Annotated in this window: 16 protein-coding genes; 13 read left to right on the forward strand and 3 right to left on the reverse strand. The window is 72.3% G+C overall.

What is annotated here, in order from left to right; all coding sequences use genetic code 11:
• Positions 1–188: 188 nt before the first annotated feature.
• The 9 genes from ABZT14_RS16480 (at position 189) to ABZT14_RS16520 (ending at position 9,548) form a co-directional block, all read left to right on the forward strand.
• A complete protein-coding gene (locus ABZT14_RS16480) occupies positions 189–1,151 on the forward strand; it encodes a complex I subunit 1 family protein (protein WP_356302543.1) in 963 nt (320 codons plus the stop codon).
• Between the two features lie 92 nt (positions 1,152–1,243).
• Positions 1,244–1,810 carry a 4Fe-4S binding protein gene (locus ABZT14_RS16485; protein ID WP_356303113.1) on the forward strand — a complete coding sequence of 189 codons (567 nt, stop codon included), beginning with the start codon at positions 1,244–1,246 and terminating at the stop codon, positions 1,808–1,810.
• A complete protein-coding gene (locus tag ABZT14_RS16490; RefSeq protein ID WP_356302545.1) occupies positions 1,807–2,400 on the forward strand; it encodes an NADH-quinone oxidoreductase subunit J in 594 nt (197 codons plus the stop codon). The genes ABZT14_RS16485 and ABZT14_RS16490 overlap by 4 nt, the downstream gene beginning before the upstream one ends.
• Complete coding sequence (nuoK, locus tag ABZT14_RS16495) at positions 2,400–2,822, forward strand: NADH-quinone oxidoreductase subunit NuoK (protein WP_356302548.1); 423 nt, start codon at positions 2,400–2,402, stop codon at positions 2,820–2,822. Before ABZT14_RS16490 ends, nuoK begins: the two co-directional genes overlap by 1 nt.
• Positions 2,819–4,879 (forward strand): NADH-quinone oxidoreductase subunit L, encoded by a 2,061-nt coding sequence (locus ABZT14_RS16500; protein WP_356302550.1) that lies wholly within the window; start codon positions 2,819–2,821, stop codon positions 4,877–4,879. The genes nuoK and ABZT14_RS16500 overlap by 4 nt, the downstream gene beginning before the upstream one ends.
• A 40-nt stretch (positions 4,880–4,919) precedes the next feature.
• Positions 4,920–6,512: an NADH-quinone oxidoreductase subunit M gene (locus tag ABZT14_RS16505; RefSeq protein WP_356303116.1), complete on the forward strand. Its 1,593-nt coding sequence runs from the start codon at positions 4,920–4,922 to the stop codon at positions 6,510–6,512.
• Complete coding sequence (locus ABZT14_RS16510) at positions 6,509–8,062, forward strand: NADH-quinone oxidoreductase subunit N (protein ID WP_356302553.1); 1,554 nt, start codon at positions 6,509–6,511, stop codon at positions 8,060–8,062. Before ABZT14_RS16505 ends, ABZT14_RS16510 begins: the two co-directional genes overlap by 4 nt.
• 236 nt (positions 8,063–8,298) lie before the next feature.
• Positions 8,299–9,159 (forward strand): zinc metalloprotease HtpX, encoded by an 861-nt coding sequence (gene htpX / locus ABZT14_RS16515; RefSeq protein ID WP_356302556.1) that lies wholly within the window; start codon positions 8,299–8,301, stop codon positions 9,157–9,159.
• The gene (locus ABZT14_RS16520) at positions 9,156–9,548 is read left to right on the forward strand and encodes a YccF domain-containing protein (protein ID WP_356302559.1); all 393 of its coding nucleotides are present in this window, start codon (positions 9,156–9,158) and stop codon (positions 9,546–9,548) included. Before htpX ends, ABZT14_RS16520 begins: the two co-directional genes overlap by 4 nt.
• 605 nt (positions 9,549–10,153) lie before the next feature.
• Here ABZT14_RS16520 and ABZT14_RS16525 read toward each other — a convergent pair.
• Positions 10,154–10,711, reverse strand: a complete 558-nt coding sequence (locus ABZT14_RS16525; RefSeq protein ID WP_356302562.1) for a hypothetical protein — start codon at positions 10,709–10,711, stop codon at positions 10,154–10,156.
• Positions 10,712–11,267: 556 nt separating this feature from the next.
• Between ABZT14_RS16525 and ABZT14_RS16530 the strand changes: the two genes are divergently transcribed.
• From ABZT14_RS16530 to ABZT14_RS16540, 3 genes are all read left to right on the forward strand, one after another.
• The gene (locus tag ABZT14_RS16530) at positions 11,268–12,443 is read left to right on the forward strand and encodes a hypothetical protein (protein ID WP_356302565.1); all 1,176 of its coding nucleotides are present in this window, start codon (positions 11,268–11,270) and stop codon (positions 12,441–12,443) included.
• A 403-nt stretch (positions 12,444–12,846) separates the two neighbouring features.
• Entirely contained in the window at positions 12,847–13,719 is an 873-nt protein-coding gene (locus tag ABZT14_RS16535) for an alpha/beta hydrolase (RefSeq protein ID WP_356302568.1), read from the forward strand.
• 517 nt (positions 13,720–14,236) lie between these two features.
• Entirely contained in the window at positions 14,237–16,498 is a 2,262-nt protein-coding gene (locus tag ABZT14_RS16540; protein WP_356302571.1) for a protein kinase, read from the forward strand.
• Positions 16,499–16,512: 14 nt separating this feature from the next.
• Here the strand turns inward: ABZT14_RS16540 and ABZT14_RS16545 are convergent, their stop codons facing one another.
• Both ABZT14_RS16545 and ABZT14_RS16550 read right to left on the reverse strand, forming a co-directional pair.
• Positions 16,513–17,181, reverse strand: coding sequence for a response regulator (locus tag ABZT14_RS16545; RefSeq protein ID WP_356302574.1), 669 nt, complete (start codon positions 17,179–17,181; stop codon positions 16,513–16,515).
• Entirely contained in the window at positions 17,178–21,458 is a 4,281-nt protein-coding gene (locus ABZT14_RS16550; protein ID WP_356302577.1) for a HAMP domain-containing protein, read from the reverse strand. The genes ABZT14_RS16545 and ABZT14_RS16550 overlap by 4 nt, the downstream gene beginning before the upstream one ends.
• A gap of 92 nt (positions 21,459–21,550) precedes the next feature.
• On the opposite strand from ABZT14_RS16550, the gene ABZT14_RS16555 reads away from it, so the two are divergent.
• On the forward strand, positions 21,551–23,332 hold the full coding sequence (locus tag ABZT14_RS16555) for a SpoIIE family protein phosphatase (RefSeq protein ID WP_356302580.1): 1,782 nt from the start codon (positions 21,551–21,553) through the stop codon (positions 23,330–23,332).
• The last annotated feature ends 6 nt before the right edge of the window (positions 23,333–23,338 follow it).

The following is a 23,338-nucleotide window of genomic DNA, read 5'->3' on the forward strand; positions in this document are numbered from 1 at the left end:
GCGGGGTCCGAGGCGGGGTCCGAGGCGGGGTCCGAGGCGGGGTCCGAGGCGGGGTCCGAGGCGGGGTCCGAGGCGGGGTCCGAGGCGGGGTCCGAGGCGGGGTCCGAGGCCGGGAGTGAACGGACCGGGGAGGGGACCAACTCCCCCGAGGAGGCGCCGAGGCGTCCGTCCAGTGAGGAGGGCGAGAGGTGAGCGACGTCCTGGACGTCGGGGTGCGGCTGTTGGCCGTACTCGTCGCCTTCCTGGTACTGCCGCTGGTGGTGGGCCAGACCGAGCACAAGGTGATGGCCCACATGCAGGGCCGGGTGGGTCCGATGTACGCCGGGGGTTTCCACGGCTGGGCCCAACTGGTCGCGGACGGCGTGAAGTTCGCGCAGAAGGAGGACATCGTCCCGGCCGGGGCGGACCGTCGGGTGTTCCAGTTGGCGCCGGCGGTGTCCCTGGTCCCGTACCTGCTGGTGCTGGTCGCCATCCCGCTGGCCCCCGGGGGCGCGGTGGGGCAGGTGATCGACGCGGGGATCTTCTTCGTGCTGGCCGTGATGGGTGTGGGCGTGCTGGGCTCGCTGATGGGCGGCTGGGCCTCGGCCAACAAGTTCTCCCTGCTGGGCGGGCTGCGTACGGCCGCCCAACTGCTGGCCTACGAGCTGCCGATGCTGCTGGCCGCCGCCTCGGTGGCGATGGCGGCCGGCACCCTGTCGCTGCCGGGGATGCTGGACGCCTTCGAGTGGTGGTGGGTGCCCTGGCAGGTGGTCGGCGGGTTGGTGTTCTTCACCGCGGGCCTGGCCGAGTTGCAGCGCCCGCCCTTCGACGCCCCGATCGCCGACTCGGAGATCATCTTCGGCGCGTACACCGAGTACTCGGGGCTGCGGTTCGCGCTGTTCCTGCTGGCCGAGTACGCCGGGATCGTGGTGCTGTGCGCCCTGACCGCCGTACTGTTCCTGGGCGGTTGGCACGGGCCGGCCGCCGACCAGCTCGGTTGGCTGTGGATGTTGGTGAAGACCGGCGTACTGGCCTTCGTGGTGATCTGGCTGCGGGTGAGCTACCCGCGCCTGCGGGAGGACCAGGTGCAGCGGGTGGCCTGGACCGCGCTGGTGCCGCTGGCCCTGTTCCAGATCGCGTTGACCGGGGTGATCAAGGTGGTGATCCAGTGACCGGCCGGCCTGACCAGCCCCAGGTGTCCGGGAAGAACCGTTCCTCGTTCGGCTCGGGACTGGCCAAGGGGTTGGCGGTGACCCTGCGGACCATGACCCGCAGGTCGGTGACCGCCCACTACCCGGACGTGGCGCCGGAGTTGCCCCCGCGGAGCCGGGGCGTGATCGGCCTGTTCGAGGAGAACTGCACGGTCTGCATGTTGTGCGCCCGGGAGTGCCCCGACTGGTGCATCTACATCGACTCGCACAAGGAGACGGTGCCCCCGGTGGCGCCCGGTGGACGTGAGCGCAGCCGCAACGTGCTGGACCGCTTCGCCATCGACTTCTCGCTGTGCATGTACTGCGGTATCTGTATCGAGGTGTGCCCCTTCGACGCCCTGTTCTGGTCGCCCGAGTTCGAGTACGCGGAGACCGACATCCGTGAACTGACCCACGAGCGGGACAGGTTGCGCGAGTGGATGTGGACGGTGCCCGAACCTCCCGCGCTGGACGAACGGGCCGAGGAGCCCAAGGAGGTCGGCGCGGCCCGCAAGGCGGCGGAGAAGGCCGCCGAACGGCTGGCGGCCGAGAACGCCGAGAGCGCCGAGAACGCCGAGAACGCTGAGAACGCCGAGAACGCCGAAGAGAGTGGCGCCGCTGACGGGGAGGAGCAGCCGTGACCCTGGCCGCCGGCCATCCCGGTTTCCTGTCCCCGACCGGGGTGGAGGTCGTGTTCCTCACGGTGGGCCTCGCCACCCTGGGCGCCGCCCTGGTCACCGTCACCACCAGGCGGCTGGTGCACGCCGCGCTGTGGCTGGTGGTGGCCCTCGGCGGGGTGGCCGTGGAGTACCTGCTGCTGACCGCCGAGTTCATCGCCTGGGTGCAGGTGCTGATCTACGTGGGCTCGGTGGTGGTGCTGTTGCTGTTCGGGCTGATGCTCACCCGGGCGCCGATGGGGCCGAGCCCCGACGCGGACTCCGGCAACCGGCCGGTCGCGGCGGTGGTGGCCCTGGCTTCGGCGGCCACCCTGGTGACGTTGGTGGTGGACGCCTTCCGGTCGACCTGGATCGACCTGGACCGGGCCGCCGGCTCCGGCGGCTCCACCCGGGTCACCGGCGAGTTCCTGTTCCGGCACTGGGTGTTGCCCTTCGAGGCGCTGTCGGTGCTGTTGTTGGCCGCCCTGGTGGGGGCGATCGTGCTGTCCCGGCGCCGGGACGCCGGCCCGGGGGACGCCCGGCCGTCCGGTGACCGGGCGGGGGAGGGCCGCTGATGCATCTGGCGTACCCGGCGGTGCTGGCCGCCCTGCTGTTCTGCGTGGGCCTGTACGGGGTGCTGGCGCGGCGCAACGCGATCCTGGTGCTGATGTCGGTGGAGCTGATGCTCAACGCCGTCAACCTCAACCTGGTGGCCTTCGACGTGTGGCTGCGGGACACCCTGCACGCGGGGCAGGCCCTGACGTTGTTCGTGGTGGCCGTGGCGGCGGCGGAGATCGGCATCGGTCTGGCCATCGTGCTGTTGGTGTACCGCAACCGGGGCACCTCCGACCTGGACCGGCTCCGTGACCTGCGGGAGAGACGGGACCCTGACGGCCCAGAGGACGCGGACGCCCCCGAGGGCCCCGACACCGCTGGGACGACCACGGCTTCCGACAGTGCCGCCGACCCGTTGACCAGGGGAGAGGCCACCGCGTGACCACGACCACCCTCGCCGTACTCGTTCCGCTGCTGCCGTTGTGCGGGGCGCTCGCCGGGTTGCTGCTGGGGCGTACCGCGCCCGGCTTCGTCCAGCCGCTGGCCGTGCTGCCGACGCTGGCGGCCACCGTGGCGGCCGTACTGGTCGCCGTGGAGCAGGGGGGCGGTGAGCCGGTACGGGCGGTCACCGAACTGGCGCCCACCGGCAACGAGGCGTTGCCGATCGAACTGGCCCTGAACCTGGACGGGTTCGCGGTCCTGGTGGCGGTGCTGGTCGGGGTGGTGGCCAGCTGCGTACAGCTGTACTCCACGGCCTACCTGCGTGACGACCCCCGCTACCCCTCGTACGCGGCCCTGGTGTCACTGTTCACCTCGGCGATGCTGCTGGTGGTGTACGCCGACGACCTCATCGTGCTGCTGGTGGGCTGGGAGGTCATGGGCATCTGCTCGTACTTCCTGGTCGGCCACTACTGGGAACGGGAGGCGGCCCGTGCCGCGTCCCTCAAGGCCTTCCTGGTCACCAAGCTCGGCGACGTGCCCTTCCTGATCGGCGTCCTGGCCCTGGCGGACCAGGCCGGCACCTTCCGCATCAGCCGGATCGTGACCCGGCTGACCTCCTCCCTCTCCGACTTCGAACTGTCCCACCCCACCCTGATCGCCCTGCTGCTGTTGGCCGGGGTGGCCGGCAAGTCGGCCCAGTTCCCCCTGCACACCTGGCTGCCGGACGCCATGGCCGGCCCCACCCCGGTGTCGGCGCTGATCCACGCGGCGACCATGGTGGCCGCCGGCGTCTACCTGGTGGCCCGGCTGCTGCCGGTGTTCCTCGCCTCGGCCGCCGCCCTGGTGGTGCTGGGCCTGCTGGCGGCCGTGACCATGGTCGGTTCGGCCCTGGCGGCGCTGGCCCAGGACGACATCAAGCGGGTACTGGCCTACTCCACGGTCGGTCAACTCGGCTACATGGCCGGGGCGTTGGCGGTCGGCGACCGGGGTGCGGCGGTGTTCCACCTGCTGTCCCACGGCGCGTTCAAGGCGCTGCTGTTCCTCGCGGCCGGGGCGCTCATCCTGGCCGCCGGCACCAACTCGCTGACCCGGATGGCCGCCGACGGCGGCCTGCGGACCCGCGCCCCGGACGCCTTCTGGACGCTCACCGTCGGACTGCTGGCACTGGCCGCCGTCCCCCCGTTCAGCGGCTTCTTCTCCAAGGAGGCCGTACTCGGCGCGGCCGAACACCAGGCCCTGCACCCCGGGCAGGGCGTACCGGCGGCAGCCGGCTGGATCGTGCTGGTCGCCGGGCTGCTGACCGCCCTGCTGACCGCCGCCTACGCCACCCGGCTGTGGCTGCTCGCCTCGGGATGGTCGGCGCTGCCGGAGGCCGGGCCCCGGCCGGCGCCGCAGTCCCCCGGGCAGCAGCCGGCCGGAGCCGACCAGGCCGCGCCGCAGCCGGAGCAGACCCAACTGCCCCGCCAGGCCGAGGCGTCCGCCCAGCCCGGCGGGCACCCCCCGACCCAGGGACCCACCCGGGTGCCGCCGGTGATGGTGGCCGTGCTGTGGCTGCTGGCCGTCCCCTCGTTCGCGTTCGGGCTGCTGTACGGCTGGTTGCCGCGCTGGTTCGACGACCGTCCGCTGGGGCCGACGTTGACCACCTCGGTGCTGGCCACGGCCGCCGCCCTGCTCGGGGCGCTGTTGTCCTACGCCGCCTGGCGCCACCTGCTGTCCCGGGCCCCGTCGGAGGGGGCGTCGGCGCGGCTGCGTGACCCGGGCCGGCTGCTGCTGGGCCCCCTGCATCGGCACGCCGCCCTGGGCTTCCACCTCGACGGGCTGGTGCACCGGCTGCTGGTGCGGCCCACGGTGGCCGCCGCCGGGCTGGTGCGGTTCCTGGACCGCGAGGTGATCGAGACCTATGTGCGGGCCGCCGCCGGCACGCCCCGGCTGATGGGTGCCCTGGCCCGGGGCGCCCAGACCGGCAACGTACAGACCTATGTGAGCGTGCTGTTGGCCGGTTCGCTGGCGCTGGGCGTGGCCGCCGTACTGCTCCTCGCCGACCTCGTCGGAGCGTGACCCCGTGACCCTCGCCGCTTTCTCCCCCGACGGTACGGCCCTGCGGCTGCTGCTGGCCGCCGTGGTGGTGCTGCCCGCGCTGGGCGCGGTGGCCGCACTGCTGCCGGCCCCTCCCGGGCTGCGCGGGCGGAACCCCGAACAGGCCGTGCTGCGCCACGGGGTGACCGTGACCGGGCTGGTGCTGCTGTGCGCCCTGCTGCTGACGGCCGGTTTCGACCACGGCGAGGCGCGGCGGATGCAGGCCACCACCGACCTGTCGTGGATTCCCGCCCTGGACATCCGGCTGCACCTGGGTGTGGACGGCATCTCGCTGCCGCTGGTGGTGCTGACCGCGCTGCTGACCTTCCTGTGCGCGCTGTACTCCTACCACCGCCCACCGGCCGGCCCGTCCGCCCGGGGCTTCGTGGCGCTGCTGCTGCTGCTGGAGACCGGCACCCTGGCCACCTTCGCCGCGCTGGACCTGGTGCTGTTCTTCCTGGCGTTCGAGACCGTGCTGATCCCGATGTACTTCCTGATCGCCCGCTGGGGCCAGGACACCCCGGACGGCACCCGGCAGCGGGCGGCCTGGCGCTTCATCCTCTACACCCTGCTGGGCTCGGTGGTGATGCTGCTGGGCCTGCTGCTGGTCGGGCTGCGCGCCGGCACCTTCGACATGGTGGCCCTCGCCGAGGACGGGCCCGGCCAGCTCACCCACACCACACAGCTGTTGGCGGTGCTGGCCATCGGGGCGGGACTGGCCGTCAAGACCCCCATGTGGCCGTTCCACAGCTGGCTGCCCGACGCCCACACCGCCGCCCCCACCGTCGGGTCGGTACTCCTGGCCGGCGTACTGCTGAAGATGGGCACCTACGGCATGGTGCGCATCCTGCTGCCCGTCGCCCCCGACGGTATGCGCACCCTCGCCCCGTACCTGGCCGCCTTCGGCACGGTCGGCATCGTCTACGGTTCGCTGGCCTGCCTGGCCCTGGTGATGCCCTCCCGGGGCGGCCGGTCCGCCGACCTGAAACGGCTGATCGCCTACTCCTCGGTGGGCCACATGGGCTTCGTCCTGCTGGGCATCGCCACCCTCACCCGTACCGGGGTCAACGGCGCCCTGTTCGCCAACGTCGCCCACGGACTGATCACCGGCCTGCTGTTCTTCCTGGTCGGGGCGGTCAAGGAACGGGCCGGCACCACCGAACTGGGCGCCCTGGCCGGCGACCTGGGCACCGGGGCGGCACTGTACGGGCGCAGCCCCCGGCTGGGCGGGCTGATGGCCTTCGCCGCCGTGGCCTCCCTCGGGCTGCCCGGACTGGCCGGGTTCTGGGGCGAGTTGCTGGCCATGCTCGGCGCCTACCACCCCGCCGAGGGCCTCAACCGGGCCACCTTCCTGGTGTGCCTGGCCTTCGCCGCCCTGGGCACCCTGCTGACCGCCGCCTACCTGCTGGTGATGGTGCGCCGGGTGTGCATGGGCGACCCGGCGCGGGCACCCCGTACCGGTGACGGCGGCGTACTGGCCGACGTCCGGGGGGTGGAGTTCGCCGCCTGGACCCCGCTGGTGGTGCTGACCCTGCTCGCCGGGCTGTGGCCGGCGGTGCTGCTGGGCCTGACCAACCCGGCCGTACAGAACCTGCTTCCGGGAGTCGCCCGATGACCGCCCCCCTGGCCGCCGGAACCGTGCAGTCCATCGACTGGCTGGCGATCGCCCCGCCCACCCTGGCCGCCGTACTGGGACTGGCGGTGCTGCTGGCCGACCTGTGGGTGCCGCCGGCCCGCAAGTGGCTGCTGGGCTGGCTGACCGTCGCCGGACTGGCGCTGTCCACCCTGGCGCTGCTGCCGTTGGCCCTCGGCGACGACCGCGCCACCTTCTGCCTCACCTCCGGCCCGGACGCCTGCTCCTACGTGGTGGACGACTTCACCCTCACCGTCCAACTGCTGGTGCTGGGCGGGGCGTTGCTGACCGCGCTGCTGTCCCTGCCCACCCTCGCCGAGGAACGCCTGCCGGCCGGCGAGTACGGGTTCCTGCTGATGTCGTCGGCCGCCGGGGCCGCCCTGCTGCCGGCCGCCCGCGACCTGGTCACCCTGGTCATCGCCCTGGAGGTCGCCTCGCTGCCCTCCTTCGCGCTGGTGGGCCTGCGCCGGGGCGACCGCCGCTCCTCCGAGGCCGCTCTGACCTTCTTCCTGTCCTCGGTCACCGCCACCGCCGTGATGCTGCTGGGCGTGAGCTTCGTGTACGCCTCCAGCGGGGCGGTGCACCTGGACGCGGTCGCCGACGGCCTACGGCAGCTGGAACACCCCCAGTTGGGCTCCCTCGCCGCCGCCGGGGTCGGGCTGACCCTGGTGGGCTTCGCCTTCAAGGCCGCCGCCGCGCCCTTCCACTTCTGGGTGCCCGACAGCTACGTGGGCGCCCCCCTGCCCATCGCCGCCTACCTGTCGGTGATCGGCAAGGCGGTCGGCTTCACCGGGCTGATCCTGGTGACCGTACGGGCCTTCCCCTCCCACGACCAGGTGTGGGGTCCGGTGCTGGCCGTCCTCGCGGCGCTCACCATGACCGTCGGCAACGTCGCCGCGCTGCGCCAGGTGGCGGACCGGGCCCACAGCGCGGTACGGCTGCTGGCCTGGTCCTCGGTGGCGCAGGCCGGCTACCTGCTGGTGCCGATCGCCGCCGCCGGACGACGTGGCGCCCTGGCGGACGCGGTCGGCGCCACCCTGACCTACGCCCTGATGTACGCGGTGGTCAACCTCGGCGCCTTCGCGGTGGCCGCCCACGTGGGCCGTACCCGCTCCGCCCACTCCACCGACAACCGGCTCACCGACTACCGCGCCCTGTACGCCCGACAGCCCCTGGCCGCCCTGGCGTTGGCCTTCTTCCTGCTGTGCCTGGCCGGCCTGCCGCCCGGGGTGGTCGGACTGTTCGCCAAGGTCGCGGTGTTCCAGGTGGCGGTGGACGCCGGACTGGGCTGGCTGGCGGTGGTCATGGCCGTGAACGTCGTCCTGGGCCTGTACTACTACCTGCGCTGGACCGCCCTGCTGTTCCGCCCCGCCCCCGAGGACGCCCCGGCCACCGGCGCGGACATCGGGGTGGAGGCACCCCGGGTCGGCGGCCCGCTGGCCACCGTGATCGGGCTGACCGCCGTGCTGGGCCTGGTCCTGTCCGGCGCCCCCCAACTGGTGCTGCGCTTCACCGGCCTGCCCCTGTTCTGACCCCCCTGTTCTGACCCCTCTGCTCTGACCTCGCGGCGGGGCGCCCGCCCGGCCGGGGGCCCCGGTGCGCGGGGTGGCCGGAACCCGCCGGTCACACCCCGTTCCCGGTCACCCACCGTGACCGCCGCCCCGGGGAACCGACGCCCTCGCTACGGCGTTCACCTGTACGGAAGGTCCGTTGGAAGGTGGAGACGACCAGCGAGTGAACGCTCGCTCCGCACCAGTGGAGGGCGCACGTGCACCGGCACAATGGGCTGAGGACAGCCGTCCTGCTGGGCGGCATGTCCGCGTTGATCCTGCTGGTCGGGGGCTTCTTCGGACGTATGGGCCTGCTGCTGGCGCTGCTGGTCGCCCTGGGCACCAACGGCTACGCCTACTGGCGCAGCGACAAGCTGGCGCTGCGCGCGATGCGGGCCCGGCCGGTCAGCGAGTTCGAGGCGCCCGAGCTGTACCGCATGGTCCGCGAGCTGTCCACGGCCGCCCGGCAACCGATGCCCCGCCTCTACATCTCGCCGACCCAGGCGCCCAACGCCTTCGCCACCGGACGCGGCCCCCGGCACGCGGCGGTCTGCTGCACCGACGGCATCCTGCGGATGCTGAACGAACGGGAGCTGCGCGGGGTGCTGGGCCACGAGCTGAGCCACGTCCACAACCGCGACATCCTCATCTCCTCGGTCGCCGGCGCCCTGGCCTCGGTGGTGATGTTCCTGGTCAACTTCGCCTGGCTCATCCCCCTCGGCCGCTCCGACGACGACGACGGTCCCGGACTGGTCGGGATGCTGATGGTGATGATCCTCGGCCCCCTGGCCGCCGCCCTGATCAAGCTGGCCATCAGCCGCTCCCGGGAGTACGAGGCCGACGCCGCCGGGGCCCGGCTCACCGGCGACCCGCTGGCCCTGGCCTCCGCGCTGCGCAAGCTGGAGGCGGGCACCAACCTGCTGCCACTGCCCCCCGAACCCCGGTTGGAGACCGCCAGCCACATGATGATCGCCAACCCCTTCCGGGGCGGGGGCGGGATGTCCCGGCTGTTCTCCACCCATCCGCCGATGGCCCAGCGCATCGCCCGCCTTGAGGACATGGCAGGCTGGGAGGAGTGAAGACCCTCCTCAACGTCATCTGGCTGGTGCTCGCCGGCTTCTGGATGGCCCTCGGTTACGTCCTGGCCGGCGTCATCTGCTGCGTACTGATCATCACCATCCCCTGGGGCATCGCCAGCTTCCGCATCGCCGGATACGCCCTGTGGCCCTTCGGCCGCACCACGGTGGAGAGCCGTGGAGCCGGCATCGGCTCCGCCCTGGGCAACATCGTCTGGATCGTGTTCGCCGGCTGGTGGCTGACGTTGGGGCACCTGCTGACCGGGCTGGCGCTGTGCGTCACCGTGATCGGCATCCCCCTGGGCCTCGCCAACTTCAAGTTGATCCCCATCTCGCTGATGCCCCTGGGCCGCGAGATCGTCCCCACCGACCGCCCCTTCATCGCCCGCTGACCGCCCCGGTACTCCGGGACCGGGCCTTCGGCCGGCCGGTGCCCCAGTGGGGTGCGGGCCTGGCGGTGTCGGGCGCCCAAGCCCCGTGCGTCGCGGGGGAGTTGGGCTCCTGGTACGGAGTGGCCTGGGGGTGCCTGGTGTGGGTGCGGTGGTCTCGGAGCTTCCTGTGGGGCCGGTTGGTGGTTCCGGGTGCGGGTGGCTGTGGGGATACTCGCCGTGCGGTGCTCGGTGGCTGGTGTGGGTGGTTTGCGCCCTGGTGTGGGTGCGGTGGTCTCGGAGCTTCCCGTGGGGCCGGTTCGTGTTCCTGGCGACGGTGCCTGACCGAGGGCCGTGCTGCCGGGGCCCGTACGTCGTGGGGGCTCCTGGTGCGGGGTGCCGCCCCGGACGCGGCGTCTCCTGTCGGTGACCCGTGCCGTGGTTCCCCTCTTCCCGTACGGCCGGCCGGTGCCCCCGGTGGGGTGCGGGCCTGGGGTGTTCGGCGCCCAAGTCCCGTACGCCGTGGGGGAGTTGGGCCGGCTCAAGGGGGTGCCGCGCCGGCCGGGTTCCCACCCGGGCCCGGCCCCCGCTCGCCCCGATGGCCGAGGTCCTCAGGGGCTGCTGGCCCCTCAGCTCTCGGCGGGCAGCCCCAGGGCGCGCAGCGCCCCCCAGGGCACGTCCGCCCCGTCGAGGGCCTCGGCCAGCCGCAGTGCCCGGTCAGCGATGACCAGGTCGCGGGGTACGTCGGCCACCCGTACGCCCCGCTCCCGCAGATGTCCGGCGACCTGGCTCCAGGAGTACAACACGGTGCCCTCGTCGGTCACGGGCGGGGGAAAGCCGCTCTGGCCCGCCAGCCCCCGGAGGGCCTCCGCGTCCGTCCCGGACCGCTGGGCCGCCTCCTCCCGGGTCACGGTGTCGGGCTGGGTGACACCGACCGCGCGTAGTCCGTCCACCAGCCGGATGCGGCGTACCGCCTCAGCCACCGCGTCCAGCAGGTCGGGGGCCTCGATGTCGCAGGCCAGTTCGCGGAGCGCGGTGGAGTCGGCGACCAGGGGGTGGGCGTCCGGGGCCTCGGGCGCGAGGGTGTAGGAGATCGCCCCGTCGGCCAGGGCGTCACAGTGGTCGAACTGATCCGCCTGCTCGCGGGTGAGGGGATGCTGTAGGCAGAGGGTGAAACTCCACTCCACGGTGGTGCTCCTCCTGAGAGTGCGGGGCTCTTGCGCGAGTCCTCTGGTGGATGTGGCTTCTGACGAACCGGTCGATCTTCCTGGCTTCGTTGCCCGGGTTCCTGGGGGTTCCAGAGACCGCCAGGCTGGCTCCGCAGGAGCAGCACACGACCGGTTCCCACGGCGCCCACCCGCCTCGGTACCCTCCTCCGGTGACCACGCCCTGGACACTAACGACCACGGAACGTGGTCGTGGTGCCGGGGGTCCGATCTGGCCGGAACCCGGTCCTCGGGCCGGCGAACACCGCCGGTGACGGTGACCCGTGCGGCGACGCCGGGCTGGTGCGCGCCACGGCGGTGCGGTCACCCACGGCCGGGGGCCATGTTCCTTACTCCACGGGGAAGTTGGCCGGGCGCCGGTGGTCGGCCGCCCACCGGTCTCGGCGGCATGGCCGGGGGATCACACTCCGCTCACGGCTTCCGTCAGCCCGCGACTTTCGTGTGAGCATCGGTGACCGACCGGACAGGGCGAACCGTCCGTCACCCGTCCCAGGCCAACCGTCACCGAGGTGTTCCCGTGTCGCAGTCCCCACGAGCCGGCCGCCGTACGGCGCTCGCCCTGTCCCTCTTGGTCGCACTGGGACTGACCGCCTGCGGAACCTCGTCCGAGCGGGACTTGGACAAGGAGCGGGAGCCGGAGAAGCGGGAGAAGGCGGTGGACAGGGGCCGCTACGAGAAGGTGATCAAGAACCCCCGGCCCACGCCGCAGGAGGTCATCGACGTGTCCGGCGCCCCGGACGGGGCCGTACAGGGGGAGGACGGTTCCGTACTGCTGAGCTTCCACCCGGGCGCCCCGGACGACGACGAGGGGCCGGCCGTCTACGCGTGGCGCCTGTACTCCCCGGAGAGCAAGCGGGTCGCCGACCACGCGGAGAAGAGCAACGCCGAGACGGGTATCCCCGGCACCTTCCACAGCTGTGCCGGAGGCTTCCTCTTCGCCCCGTCCCAGCTGGGCGGGAAGTACTTCTTCCTCGACACTTCCGGGAAGAAGCACCCCGTCACGAAGCGGGACACGCCCCGGAACACCCGTCCCGGCGACGTCCTGGCCGGTGAGGCCACCACCGACGGTGTCGGGGCCACGTACGCCTACCGCCCCTCGACCCGCACCGTCGCCCCCGTACCCCTGGCCAACAACCGGGTGAACGGCCTGACGGTCGACAGCCGGCGGGGTACCGCCTGGGCGCACGACCAGGGGGAGGGATCCACACCGCACCGGATCGTCACCTCGGCCGCCGGTGGACGGTCCCACCCCCTGCCCGCCAAGTACTCCGTCATCGACCTGGCGGCCAGGGGCGGCACCTTCGTGGCCTACACCGACAGGGGGGTCGAGTTCCCCAAGGACCCGGTCCTGCACCTCACCAGGGACGGGGTGCGCTGGTGGACGGTACGCGGCACCTCGGACATGCCCATGAAGGACTTCCCCCTGCACGCCGAGGTGGACGTCCTGTCCGACGGGCGCGTCCTCGTCACCGACGCGGAGAGGAAGCGCTCCTGGCTGAGCGACACCGACGGCGACGAGTTCACCCGCCTCAGGACCCCGGTCGGCTTCGTTCGGACCTCCGCCCAGGGCAGGGTGCTGTACGGCGTGGCCGACTCCTTCCACGGCTCGTACAAGCCGGTACGGGGCGAGGGCCTGTGGAGGTCCGACGACGGTGGCCGCCACTGGACCCGCTTCCGTGACGGCAGGTACTGACAGCGCCTGGCCGTAATCCCCTGCGGCCCAAGTCCCGTACGGCGTGGGGGAGTTGGGCTCCGGGGCTGGGGTGCCCGTCGGGGTGCCGTCCCGGTTGGTTGGCCCGCGCCAACTCGTACGGCCGGCCCCCGGCCCCGGCCGGTACGGCGCCCGCCCGTGGTCCCCTGCGGCCCAAGCCCCCCACCCCGCAGGGGAGTTGAGCCCTGAGGCGGGGGCACCCACCGGGGCGTCCCCCGGCACGGTGGCCCCGACCGGTTGGGGCCACCAGCCCGTACGGCTGGCCCGCCCCGGCACCGTATGCCCGCAGACCCCGGCAGGCGTGCCCCGCGGACCCCGGGCCGGGCGCCCCTCGGGTGGGGGAAACGCGGTTGCGGGCGGGGCCTCGGGCGGACAGGGTGCCCGGATGAGCGGTACCCCCATCGAACTGCCCGTCCGGGACGGAACCCTGGCGGCCCTGGACTTCGGCGGCCACGGCCCGGGCCTCCTGCTCGTCCACGGCAGCGGACACAACGCCGCCGCCTGGACGGACGTGGCCGCCCGGCTGGTGGACCACTGCCATCCGGTCGCCCTCGACCTGCGCGGGCACGGACAGACCCCGGTCACCTCCACCGACCCGGAGCGGTACTGGCGCGACATCGGCGAGGCCGTCACCGCGCTGTCCTGGGAACGGCCGGTCCTGGTCGGCCACTCCACCGGTGGCTACGCGGTCACCGCGGCGGTCGCCGACGGGCTGGTGGATCCGGCCGCCCTCTGCGTCGTCGACGGGGTGGTACTGGACGACCGGGACACCGCCCTGGCCGAGCACGCCGCCCTACGGACCCCGGAGACGGCGGACCGGCTGCGGGCCCTGTTCCGCTACGGCTGGTCGGCCACCGACGAGCAGATGCGCGCCCACGTCGCGCGGTGCGTCCGCGAGGCGGAGGGGGACTGGCTCAACGCCGGGGCCCGCCCGGAACTGGTCGAGGAGGTGACGCGGCGCTCCTTCCTGCGCCGTGACCACCACTGGCTGCGCAGGCCCACCATCGAGGAGATCGTCACCGTCAGCACGGTGGACGCCGAGGCCAGGGTCTTCCCCGGCGTCGACGTGTACGACCACCTCACCGTTCCGACCACGTTCGTCCTGGCCGGCGAGGGCTTCTACGCGGCCCGCCGGGACGAGGTCCGCGCCCTGGTCGACGCCGTTCCCGGCCGTCGGCTCGTCGACCTCGACGGAAACCACAACCTGCCCATGACCCGGCCCGCCGAACTCGCCGCCGTACTGGGCGAGCTGCTGTGAGCACGGGCCAACTCCCCCGCGCGGCAAGGGGGTTGGCCCGGTACCCCGATGGGGCACCCTGACCAGCGGCGCAACAGGTGACCGTACGCCCCGACCGCCCGTACCCCACCAGCCGGGCGCCACCCCTCACCCGTACCGACGACGGCCCCCGGCCCCCGGTGCCCCGGCGAACCGTCAGCCCGGCCGCCGCCAGGGTTCGCGCCGCCCCAACAGGCCGGCCGCACGGGGGAGTCGGGGACCACCAGGCGGGGTAGTGAAGGGGTTCGGCGGGACTTCGACCACCCGGACAGAGGCCGTTCGTCCACCGGGGGAACCGGGCCCGGCCGGAGGTATATCTTCGGTGATCGCGGGACCGCCCAGGCCCGGTGTGTCGGACGCCAGTCGACAGCGCGGCCGGTCCGCGGAGGTTCCCGTGACCGCGGGAACTTTTCTCCCGCAGAGGTCGTCCTCGTTCCCGTGATCGTGGGAGCGGGGTGTGCCCGGGGAGGCCAGTTCTTAGGGGAGGGGAGTTTCGCGGATGGATGAGGGCCGCAGAGCAGACGAGGGAGAGGTTCCCGGGAACGCGGGTGCCCCGAAGGCGCAACGGTTCACCGTGGTCGCCGGCCGGTACGAGCTGCGCCGCGAGATCGGCAGTGGCGGTATGGGCGTGGTGTGGGAGGCGTGGGACACTCAGCTGAGGCGGTTCGTCGCCCTCAAGGGCATACGCTTCTCCGGCTCCGCCACCTCGCGGGCGATGGCCCGGGCCCGCCGCGAGGCCCAGGCGATCGCCCACATCCAGCACCAGAACGTGGTGTCGGTGCACGACGTGATCGAGACCGGCAGCGAGGTCTGGATCGTGATGGAGCTGCACAAGGCTCCCTCCCTCGCGGACCTGCTCCAGGAGGACCAGCTGTCGGTGCCCCGCGCGGCCCGGCTCGCCCTCCAGGTCCTCGAGGGGCTCGGCGCCGTACACCAGGCCGGGGTGCTGCACCGCGACATCAAGCCGCACAACCTCCTGGTGCTCTCCCAGGACCGGGTGCTGCTGGTCGACTTCGGCATCGCCACCTTCGAGGGCGCGGAGATGGTGACGCTGCCGGAGGACATCCCTCCGGGTACGCCCAAGTACCTCGCCCCCGAGCTGCTCTACGGCGTCTCCGGTCACCCGATGGCGGCCACCCGGCAGTCCGACCTGTGGTCGCTGGGCGTGACCCTCTTCGAGATGGTCGAGGGACGGACGCCCTTCGACGGCGACACCCCCTGGGGGGTCTACACGGCCGTCCACCGCGACCCGGTGCCGCCGATGCTGTACGCAGGGCCGCTCGCCGAGATCATCACCGGGCTGCTGTCGAAGGACCCCGGGGAGCGCCCCACCGCCGAGAAGGTGGAGGAGACCCTGCGGCGGATCGTCGACAGTTCCCCGCGCGGGCGCACGGCCGCCGGCGCGGTGGAGGCCTCCGGGGGCGGCAGCCGGCCCGAGCCACGGGACCCGCGACTGGACCAGCGGCTGGAGTCGTCGAGCCCCGAGGAGCCGGGGCCGGACGAGAAGCCGAAGCCGGCCGAACAGGGCGCGGGACAGAACGCGGACGCCTCCGGGGCGAGCCGGGCCGAGGGCGCACCCGTAGCCGACGGCCCGAAGGGGGCCGAGGAACCGAAGGCCGCCAAGAAGCCCAAGAAGTCCAAGCCCAAGGACCCGGGGAAGCGGGAGGGCGAGGACCGGACGGGGAAGGCGGCGAAGACCGGGCGCCCCGACGGCGGGAAGTCCGGCAAGCCGAAGAAGGCCGGGCGGCCAGAGGAGCCCGGGGAGCCGGAGCGGTCGGGACGGCGGGGCTGGTGGGTGGCCGTGGCCGCCGCGATCTGTCTGGTGCTGCTGGCCGGCGGCGGCTACCTGGTGTGGGACCGGCAGGACGACGGCCAGAAGTCGGACGGTGGGCCGAGCGCCGACGCCAAGCCCGAGGAGGACACCGGGCCCAAGGTGGAGGACGCCTCCCTGGAGCGACTGGAGCAGGCGCGGAACAACGAGAAGCCGTGGGTCATCGGGCTGAAGGACGGCCAGCCCGGACTCAGCGACCTGAAGGACGGCAAGTGGTCCGGCGTGGAGTACGAGTACGCCAAGGACATCGCCAGGTCCCTCGGCATCCCGGACGACAACGTCAACTTCGTCGCGGTGGGGACGGAGGAGCGCGCCAACCGGCTCGACAACGGATTCATCCAGATGATGATCGGCAGCTACGGCATCTCCGAGGAGCGCCAGCGCGGTACGGAGGAGGACCCGCCGGTCCTGTTCGCCGGCCCCTACTACCGCACCCAGCAGAAGATCATGCTGGAGCGGTTCTCCACCAAGGGCGACGCCAACGCGGCGCGCATCAGGGGCCAGCGCGAGATCGTGCAGTCGGTCAACGACCTCCCCTCCGACACCCGCATCTGCGTGGTCAGGAAGTCCTCGGGCCACAACTTCCTCCGCTCGAACGACAAGTTCAAGCAGGTGAAGACCCGGTCCGACTACAACTACTGCATCAAGGGCCTGCACAAGCAGTACGACGCGGTCTTCACGGACGAGGCCGTGCTCAAGGGCTTCCTGAAGGGCCGCGAGAAGGAGTACATGATCGCCCGGGGCGGGTTCTCCGAGAAGAACGAGGAGTACGGCATCGGCCTCAAGGCCGGAAGCGTCCGGCTGTGCCAGGAGGTCCTGGACGCCGTGCGGAAGAAGCCCGCCAGCGGCTACCCGGGCTACCGCGACCTGGAGCCGGAGGGGCAGAAGGGCTGGTCCTTCGAGGTGTCCCCCGGCAGTTGCGCGCCCTAGCCCCCTAGCCCCGCCTACCGGCCGTGCCCCCGGTCACCGGCCAGCGCGCTCCTCAGCTCGCTGACGGAGTGCTCCAGGTCGGTGATGCGGGGGGCCAGCGCGGAGGCCGGGGCGTCGTCCCGCTCCTTGAGTAGCAGCTCCACCCGGCCCAGGCGCTCGGACACCGCCGACAGCTGGTCCTCGGCCGTCGCCTCCTCGGCCGCGGTGGTCCCGGTGTCCGGGCCGGACACCAGCAGTTGCCGCAACTGCTCGGTCTGCGCGGCCAGTTGGCGCTTCTTGCGGTGCAGGTCCAGGAACACGTTGATCTTGCTGCGCAGCAGCCAGGGGTCGAAGGGCTTGGTGAGGAAGTCGGCGACCCCGATGGCGTAGCCCCGGTAGGTGTAGTCGGGGTCGGCGTCCGCGCCGGTGAGCAGGATGATCGGGATGTCCTTGGTCTGGTCGAGGCGCTTGATGTTGGCCGCCGTCTCGAAACCGTCCATCCCCGGCATCAGCACGTCCAGCAGCACCACCGCGAACTCCTCGCGCAGCAGGGCCTTCAGCGCCTCCTCGCCGGAGCGGGCGCGCACCAGCCGTTGCCCCAGGAAGGACAGCACCGCCTCCAGGGCGACGAGGTTCTCCTCCATGTCGTCGACGATCAGGATGCTGACGCGTTCCTCGCCGAGGGCGGTGCCGTCGTGGGTCATCGCGGCTCCTCCGGTTCCTGTTCGCTGTCGGTCTCGCCGGGGTCCAACACCGCGCAGACGGCGGTGAGCAGGCGGTCGACGTCCACCGGCTTGGGCACGTAGTCGTTGGCTCCGCTGTCCAGGGCCTTGGCCTGGTCGCCGGGCATGGCCTTGGCGGTCAGCGCGATGATCGGCAGCCCGCTGGTGCGGGGGTTGGCGCGCAGGGCCTGGATGGTCTCGTAGCCGTCCATCTCCGGCATCATGATGTCCATCAACACCACGCTGACCTGCGGGTTCTTCTCCAGTACGGTCAGTGCCTCGCGGCCGTTCTCGGCGTAGGTGACCGAGATGCCGACCCGGCCCAGCACGTGGGTGAGCGCGAAGACGTTACGGATGTCGTCGTCGACGATCAGGATGTGGTTGCCGGGCAGTACCTCGCCGGGCCGGCCGGTCAGCCACTCGCCGAGCCGGGTGGTCTCCGGCCAGCCGGTCTCGTCCCGCTCCACCGTCCCCTCCGACCCGCTGGGCCCCGACTCCCCGTACCGGCCGCTGGCGGCGAACTCCCCCTCCTCCGGGGCGACTTCGGTGGTGGCCAGCTCCGTCGACGGTGGCGCGGGGGCCTCCGTACCGCTGGCCGGCTCCTCGGCGGAGCCCTCCCCGCCCGACAGTTCCTGGGTCGGCCGCTCCTCGTCCGGCGCCTCCTGCGACTCGGTGTCCACCCGGGCCACGGCGGGCGCCGGCAGGACGGCGGCCAGCTCGGCGGGCCGCATGGTCGCCGGGTCGGGGGAGGGCAGCGGCCCGGGGTAGTGGGCGGGCACCAGCAGGGTGAAGCGGGAACCCACCCCCGGCTCGCTCTCCACGTCGATCCGGCCGCCCAGCATGGTGGCCAGCTCGCGGCTGATGGACAGGCCCAGCCCGGTGCCCCCGTACTTGCGGCTGGTGGTGCCGTCGGACTGGGCGAAGGCCTCGAAGATCTGCTGCAACTTGTCGGCCGGCACCCCGATACCGGTGTCCCGCACCGAGAAGCTGATCACCGCCTGGGCCTCCCGCAGGGTGGCCTGCTCGAAGGAGGAGGTGTCCCGCACCCGGTCGACCCGCAGCTCCACCCCTCCCGAGGAGGTGAACTTGACGGCGTTGGACAGCAGGTTGCGCAGGATCTGCTGGATGCGCTGCTCGTCGGAGTACAGCTCGCGGGGCACCCCTTCGCCGACCCCGATCTCGAAGGCCAGCCCCCGGTCCATGGCCAGCGGGCGGAAGGTGGCGTGCACGTAGTCCAGCAGCTTGATCAGGGGCAGTTGGCGCGGGCGTACGTCCATCCGGCCGGCCTCGATCTTCGACAGGTCCAGGATGTCGTTGATCAGCTGGAGCAGGTCCGAGCCGGAGCGGTGGATGGTCGCGGCGAACTGCACCTCCTTCTCCGACAGGTTCCCGTCCGGGTTGTCCGCCAGCAGCCGGGCCAGCACCAGCAGCGAGTTCAGCGGGGTGCGCAGCTCGTGCGACATGTTCGCCAGGAACTCCGACTTGTACTGCGAGGAGGTCGCCAGCAGCGCCGCCTTCTCCTCCAACTCGGCGTTGGAGCGCTGGAGTTCGTCCGACCGCTGCCTCAGCTCGCTGGTCAGCCGCTGCGACTGCGACAGCAGTGCCTCGGTACGGGAGTTGGCCAGCACCGTGTTGATCGACACCCCCATGGTGTGGCTGAACTGGTCCAGGAACGCCAGGTGTACGTCGTTGAAGTTGCTGAACGAGGCGAGTTCGATCACCCCCAGCACCTGCTCGTCGAACACGATCGGCAGGATCACCACACTCACCGCCGGGGCCGCCCCCAGGCCGGAGGAGATGCTCAGGTAGTCCGCCGGCGCCGGCTCCACCACGATGCGCCGCTTCTCCAACGCCGCCTGCGCGATCAGCCCCCGCACCGGGGTGTCCGAACCCGGCAACGGCTCCCCGGTGCCCCAGCCGGCGATGAAGTCCAGCCCCTGACTGGGCGGTTGCCCCTCCCGGGCCAGGAAGAACCCCCCGAACTGGGCGTTCACCAGCGGAGTCAGCTCCCGCAGGATCAGGTCCGCCACCTCCACCAGGTCCCGGTGCCCCTGCATCAGCGCCGCGATACGCGTCAGGTTGGACTCCAGCCAGTCCTTGGCCCGGGTGGTCTCCCGCAGGTTGGCCACCATCACGTTGACGTTGTTCTTCAGCTCCGCGACCTCTCCCTGGGCCTCCACCGTGATGGAACGGGTCAGGTCACCCTGGGCCACCGCGCTCGCCACCTCCGCGATGGCCCGCACCTGGGTGGTCAGGTTCAGCGCCAGTTCGTTGACCGAGGTGGTCAGCTGCTTCCAGGTGCCGTACACCCCCTCCACCCGGGCCTGGCCGCCCAACTGCCCCTCGCTGCCCACCTCCCGGGCCACCCGGGTCACCTCGGAGGCGAACGAGGAGAGGGTGTCCACCATGGTGTTGAGGGTGGTCTTCAGCTCCAGGATCTCGCCCCGGGCGTCCACGTCGATCTTCTTGGACAGGTCACCCTGCGCCACCGAGGTCGCCACCTGGGCGATGTTGCGGACCTGGCTGGTGAGGTTGTCGGCCATGAAGTTGACGTTGTCGGTGAGGTCCTTCCACACCCCGGACACCCCGTGCACCTGGGCGCGTCCGCCGAGGCGTCCCTCGGTGCCGACCTCGCGGGCGACGCGGGTGACCTCGTCGGCGAACGCCCGCAGCTGCTGGACCATGGTGTTCACGGTCTCCTTCAGCTCCAGGATCTCGCCCCGGGCGTCCACGGTGATCTGCTTCGACAGGTCGCCGTTGGCCACCGAGGTGGTGACCTGGGCGATGTTGCGCACCTGCGAGGTCAGGTTCAGCGCCATGAAGTTGACGTTGTCGGTGAGGTCCTTCCACACCCCCGACACCCCGCGTACCTGGGCGCGTCCGCCGAGGCGTCCCTCGGTGCCGACCTCGCGGGCGACGCGGGTGACCTCGTCCGCGAACGCCCGCAGCTGGTCGACCATGGTGTTCACGGTGTCCTTGAGCTGGAGGATCTCCCCCTTGGCCTGCACCGTGATCGTCTTGCCCAGGTCACCCTGCGCCACCGCCGTGGCGACCTGGGCGATGTTGCGGACCTGGCTGGTGAGGTTGTCGGCCATGAAGTTGACGTTGTCGGTGAGGTCCTTCCACACCCCGAAGACCCCCCGCACCTCCGCCCGGCCCCCCAGGCGTCCCTCGGTGCCGACCTCGCGGGCGACCCGGGTGACCTCGTCCGCGAACGCCGACAACTGGTCGACCATGGTGTTCACGGTGCTCTTGAGCTGGAGGATCTCCCCCCGGGCGTCCACCGTGATCTTCTGGCTCAGGTCACCGTGCGCCACCGCCGTGGTGACCTGGGCGATGTTGCGGACCTGCGCCGTCAGGTTGCTGGCCATCAGGTTGACGCTGTCGGTCAGGTCCTTCCACACCCCCGACGCGTCCCGCACCTGCGCCCGGCCGCCCAGCTGCCCCTCGGTGCCCACCTCCCGCGCCAGCCGGGCCACCTCGTCGGCGAACGCCCGCAGCTGGTCGACCATGGTGTTGACGGTCAGCTTCAGCTCCAGCAGCTCCCCGGTCGCCTCCACCGTCACCTGACGGGTGAGGTCACCGCGCGCCACCGCCCGGGTCACCAGCGAGATGTCCCGCACCTGGGAGGTCAGCCGGGCGGTCATGGTGTTGACCGCCTCCGCCACCGTCCGCCAGTCCCCGTACAGCCCCCGCACCCGGGCCCGGCCGGCCAGCCGCCCCTCGGTGCCCACCTCCCGCGCCACCCGGGCCACCTCGCCGTTGAACAGCGACAACTGGTCCACCACCCGGTTGACGCTCTGCCCCAGCCGCCGCAGGTCCCCGTGCAGCTCCCGGCTCCCGTCGTGCGGGTCCACCCGCTGGTTCAGGTCACCCTGCGCCAACGCGTCCAGCACCCGGGTGGCCCGCCACACCGGGGACGTCAGCGCGTCCATCAACGAGTTGGCCGCCCGTACGTCCCCGCTCCAGGCCCCCTGCCCCGGGCTGGGCGTCAACCGCTCGTCCAGCCGGCCGTGCCGGATCACCTCCCGACGCACCCGGTGCAGCTCCTCACTGCGGTGCCGCTGCCGGGCGACGACCTGGTTGAACACCTCGGCCAGCTCGGCCGCCAGAGGGGAACCGGTGGGCTCCACATGGGCGGAGTAGTCCCCGTCGCGCAGTTCCCGCAGAGCGGCCAGCAGAGGTCGCAGCTCCCCCTCGTCCAGCTGCCGTGCGGCCGGAGGGGAAGTGTTGTCCACGGGGTCCGGTTGCCGTGCCATCGCCTCATTCTCCAGGAATTACGAGAATAGTCACCTTGGTTCGGTTTTATGCTGGTCGCTGATTCCGTGACCGGAGTGGACAGGAGACCGGAGTGCCGCCGTCGCCAGCAGATGCACGCCTCCCCGCGGAAAGGGCCACCTTCCCCGGGGACGAACGTGCCTCGGCCGCCGCCCGCCGCTTCACCCGGGATCTCCTGCGAAACTGGAGCGCCACACACCCCCAGCTGGGGGAACGCCTCATCCAGGACGCCGCCCTCCTGGTCAGCGAACTGGTCACCAACGCCGTCATGCACGCCGGCACCGAGGTCGAGGTCGGCTGCTGGCTGGAGTCCGACCACCCCGACTGGGCCCTCACCCCCGGCCCACCCCCCGACCGGCGCCGACCCACCGCCCTGGTCGTCGAGGTCGCCGACCGCCACCCCTCCCGGGGCGTGCACCCCGCCACCGGCACCCGGGGCCAGGGCCGGGGACTGCAGCTCCTGTCCGGCCTGGCCAACGCCTGGGGGGTGACCTACCGCCGTACCGACAAGGCCGTCTGGTTCCGCCTGGTGGCCGGCGAGGAACCCGAGGCACCCCGACCCGACCAACGCGAGTCCGCCGACCCGCCCGCCAGTGCCGCACGCGGCGAGTGGACCCAGATGGGCGGCCCCTCCTTCCTGGCCGAGGCCAGCGAACTGCTGGCCGGCCAACTCGACGAGGACATGGTGGCCGCCCTCGCCGGACAGCTCCTGGTACCCCGACTGGGCGACTGGTGCGCGGTCTGGCTCAGCGGCGAGGGCGGCACCCAGCGGCTGTCCCGCGTCTGGCACGTCGACGAACGCCGCATCGAACGGCTCCGCCGCCTCCTGGAACGCGACCCGCCCCCACCGGGCCTCAGCTCCAGCGGAGTGCCCTGGCCCTGGCCGGACGACGGACAGGAGGGATCACGGGGCTCCGCGCTGGCCTTCTCCCTGGTCGCCGGCGGAGAGGTACAGGGCGTACTCCTGCTGGGCCGGGCCGGACGCTCCCGCATCACCGACAGCCAGGTGTGGCTCGCCGAGGACGTGGCCCGCCGAGTGGCCCAGTCACTGGTCACCGCCCGCCGCTACGCCCGCCAGACCAGCATCAGCCGGGCCCTCCAGTCCCGACAGCTGCCCGCCTCCCTCGCGACCATCCCCGGAGTGGAGAAGGCCATCGTCTACGAGCCCAGCGGCGAGGGCCTCACCGTGGGCGGCGACTTCTACGACCTGTTCCCGGTCGGCGAACGCCGCTGGTGCTTCCTGCTGGGCGACGTCAGCGGCCACGACCCCGAGGCCATGTCGATCACCGGACTGGCCCGCCACCTGGTACGGCTGCTCGCCCGCGAGGGCCACGGAGTGGAGGCGGTACTCGACCGGCTCAACGTGGCCATGGCGGAGGAGGGCGCCGAGGCGGTCGCCGCCGGAGTACACCTCACCCCCCGCTTCCTCAGCCTGCTGTACGGGGAGTTGGAGCCGTACCCGGTCGACGGCGGCGCCCGCTGCACCGTGGCCAGCGCCGGCCACCCCCTGCCCCTGCGGCTGACCGCCGACGGCACCGTCGTCACCGCCGCCGAACCCCAGATGCTGCTGGGCGTCGACGAACTGGCCCGCTACAAGGCCGACACCTTCGACCTCGCCCCGGGCGAGACCCTGCTGTGCGTCACCGACGGGGTCACCGAACGCCGCGACGGCACCCGGCAGTTGGACGACCACGACGGCCTGGCCCGCCTCCTGCGGGAGTGCGCCGGAATGGGCGCCCAGGCCGTGGCCGAACGCATCCGACAGGCGGTACACGAGTTCGGCGCCGGGCCGCTGGACGACGACATGGCCATCCTGGTGCTGGAGGCCCTGCCGGGCCAGACCCACACCCCCTGACCCGTC

The sequence above is a fragment of the Streptomyces sp. NPDC005438 genome, assembly GCF_040606315.1.
Taxonomy (GTDB): Bacteria; Actinomycetota; Actinomycetes; order Streptomycetales; family Streptomycetaceae; genus Streptomyces.

Coding starts and splice junctions, on each gene's coding strand:
- ABZT14_RS16485 (WP_356303113.1), top strand. CDS start 1,244: ATGACCCGCAGGTCGGTGACCGCCCACTACCCGGACGTGGCGCCGGAG.
- ABZT14_RS16540 (WP_356302571.1), top strand. CDS start 14,237: ATGGATGAGGGCCGCAGAGCAGACGAGGGAGAGGTTCCCGGGAACGCG.
- nuoK (WP_356302548.1), top strand. CDS start 2,400: ATGCATCTGGCGTACCCGGCGGTGCTGGCCGCCCTGCTGTTCTGCGTG.
- ABZT14_RS16510 (WP_356302553.1), top strand. CDS start 6,509: ATGACCGCCCCCCTGGCCGCCGGAACCGTGCAGTCCATCGACTGGCTG.
- ABZT14_RS16535 (WP_356302568.1), top strand. CDS start 12,847: ATGAGCGGTACCCCCATCGAACTGCCCGTCCGGGACGGAACCCTGGCG.
- ABZT14_RS16545 (WP_356302574.1), bottom strand. CDS start 17,181: ATGACCCACGACGGCACCGCCCTCGGCGAGGAACGCGTCAGCATCCTG.
- ABZT14_RS16550 (WP_356302577.1), bottom strand. CDS start 21,458: ATGGCACGGCAACCGGACCCCGTGGACAACACTTCCCCTCCGGCCGCA.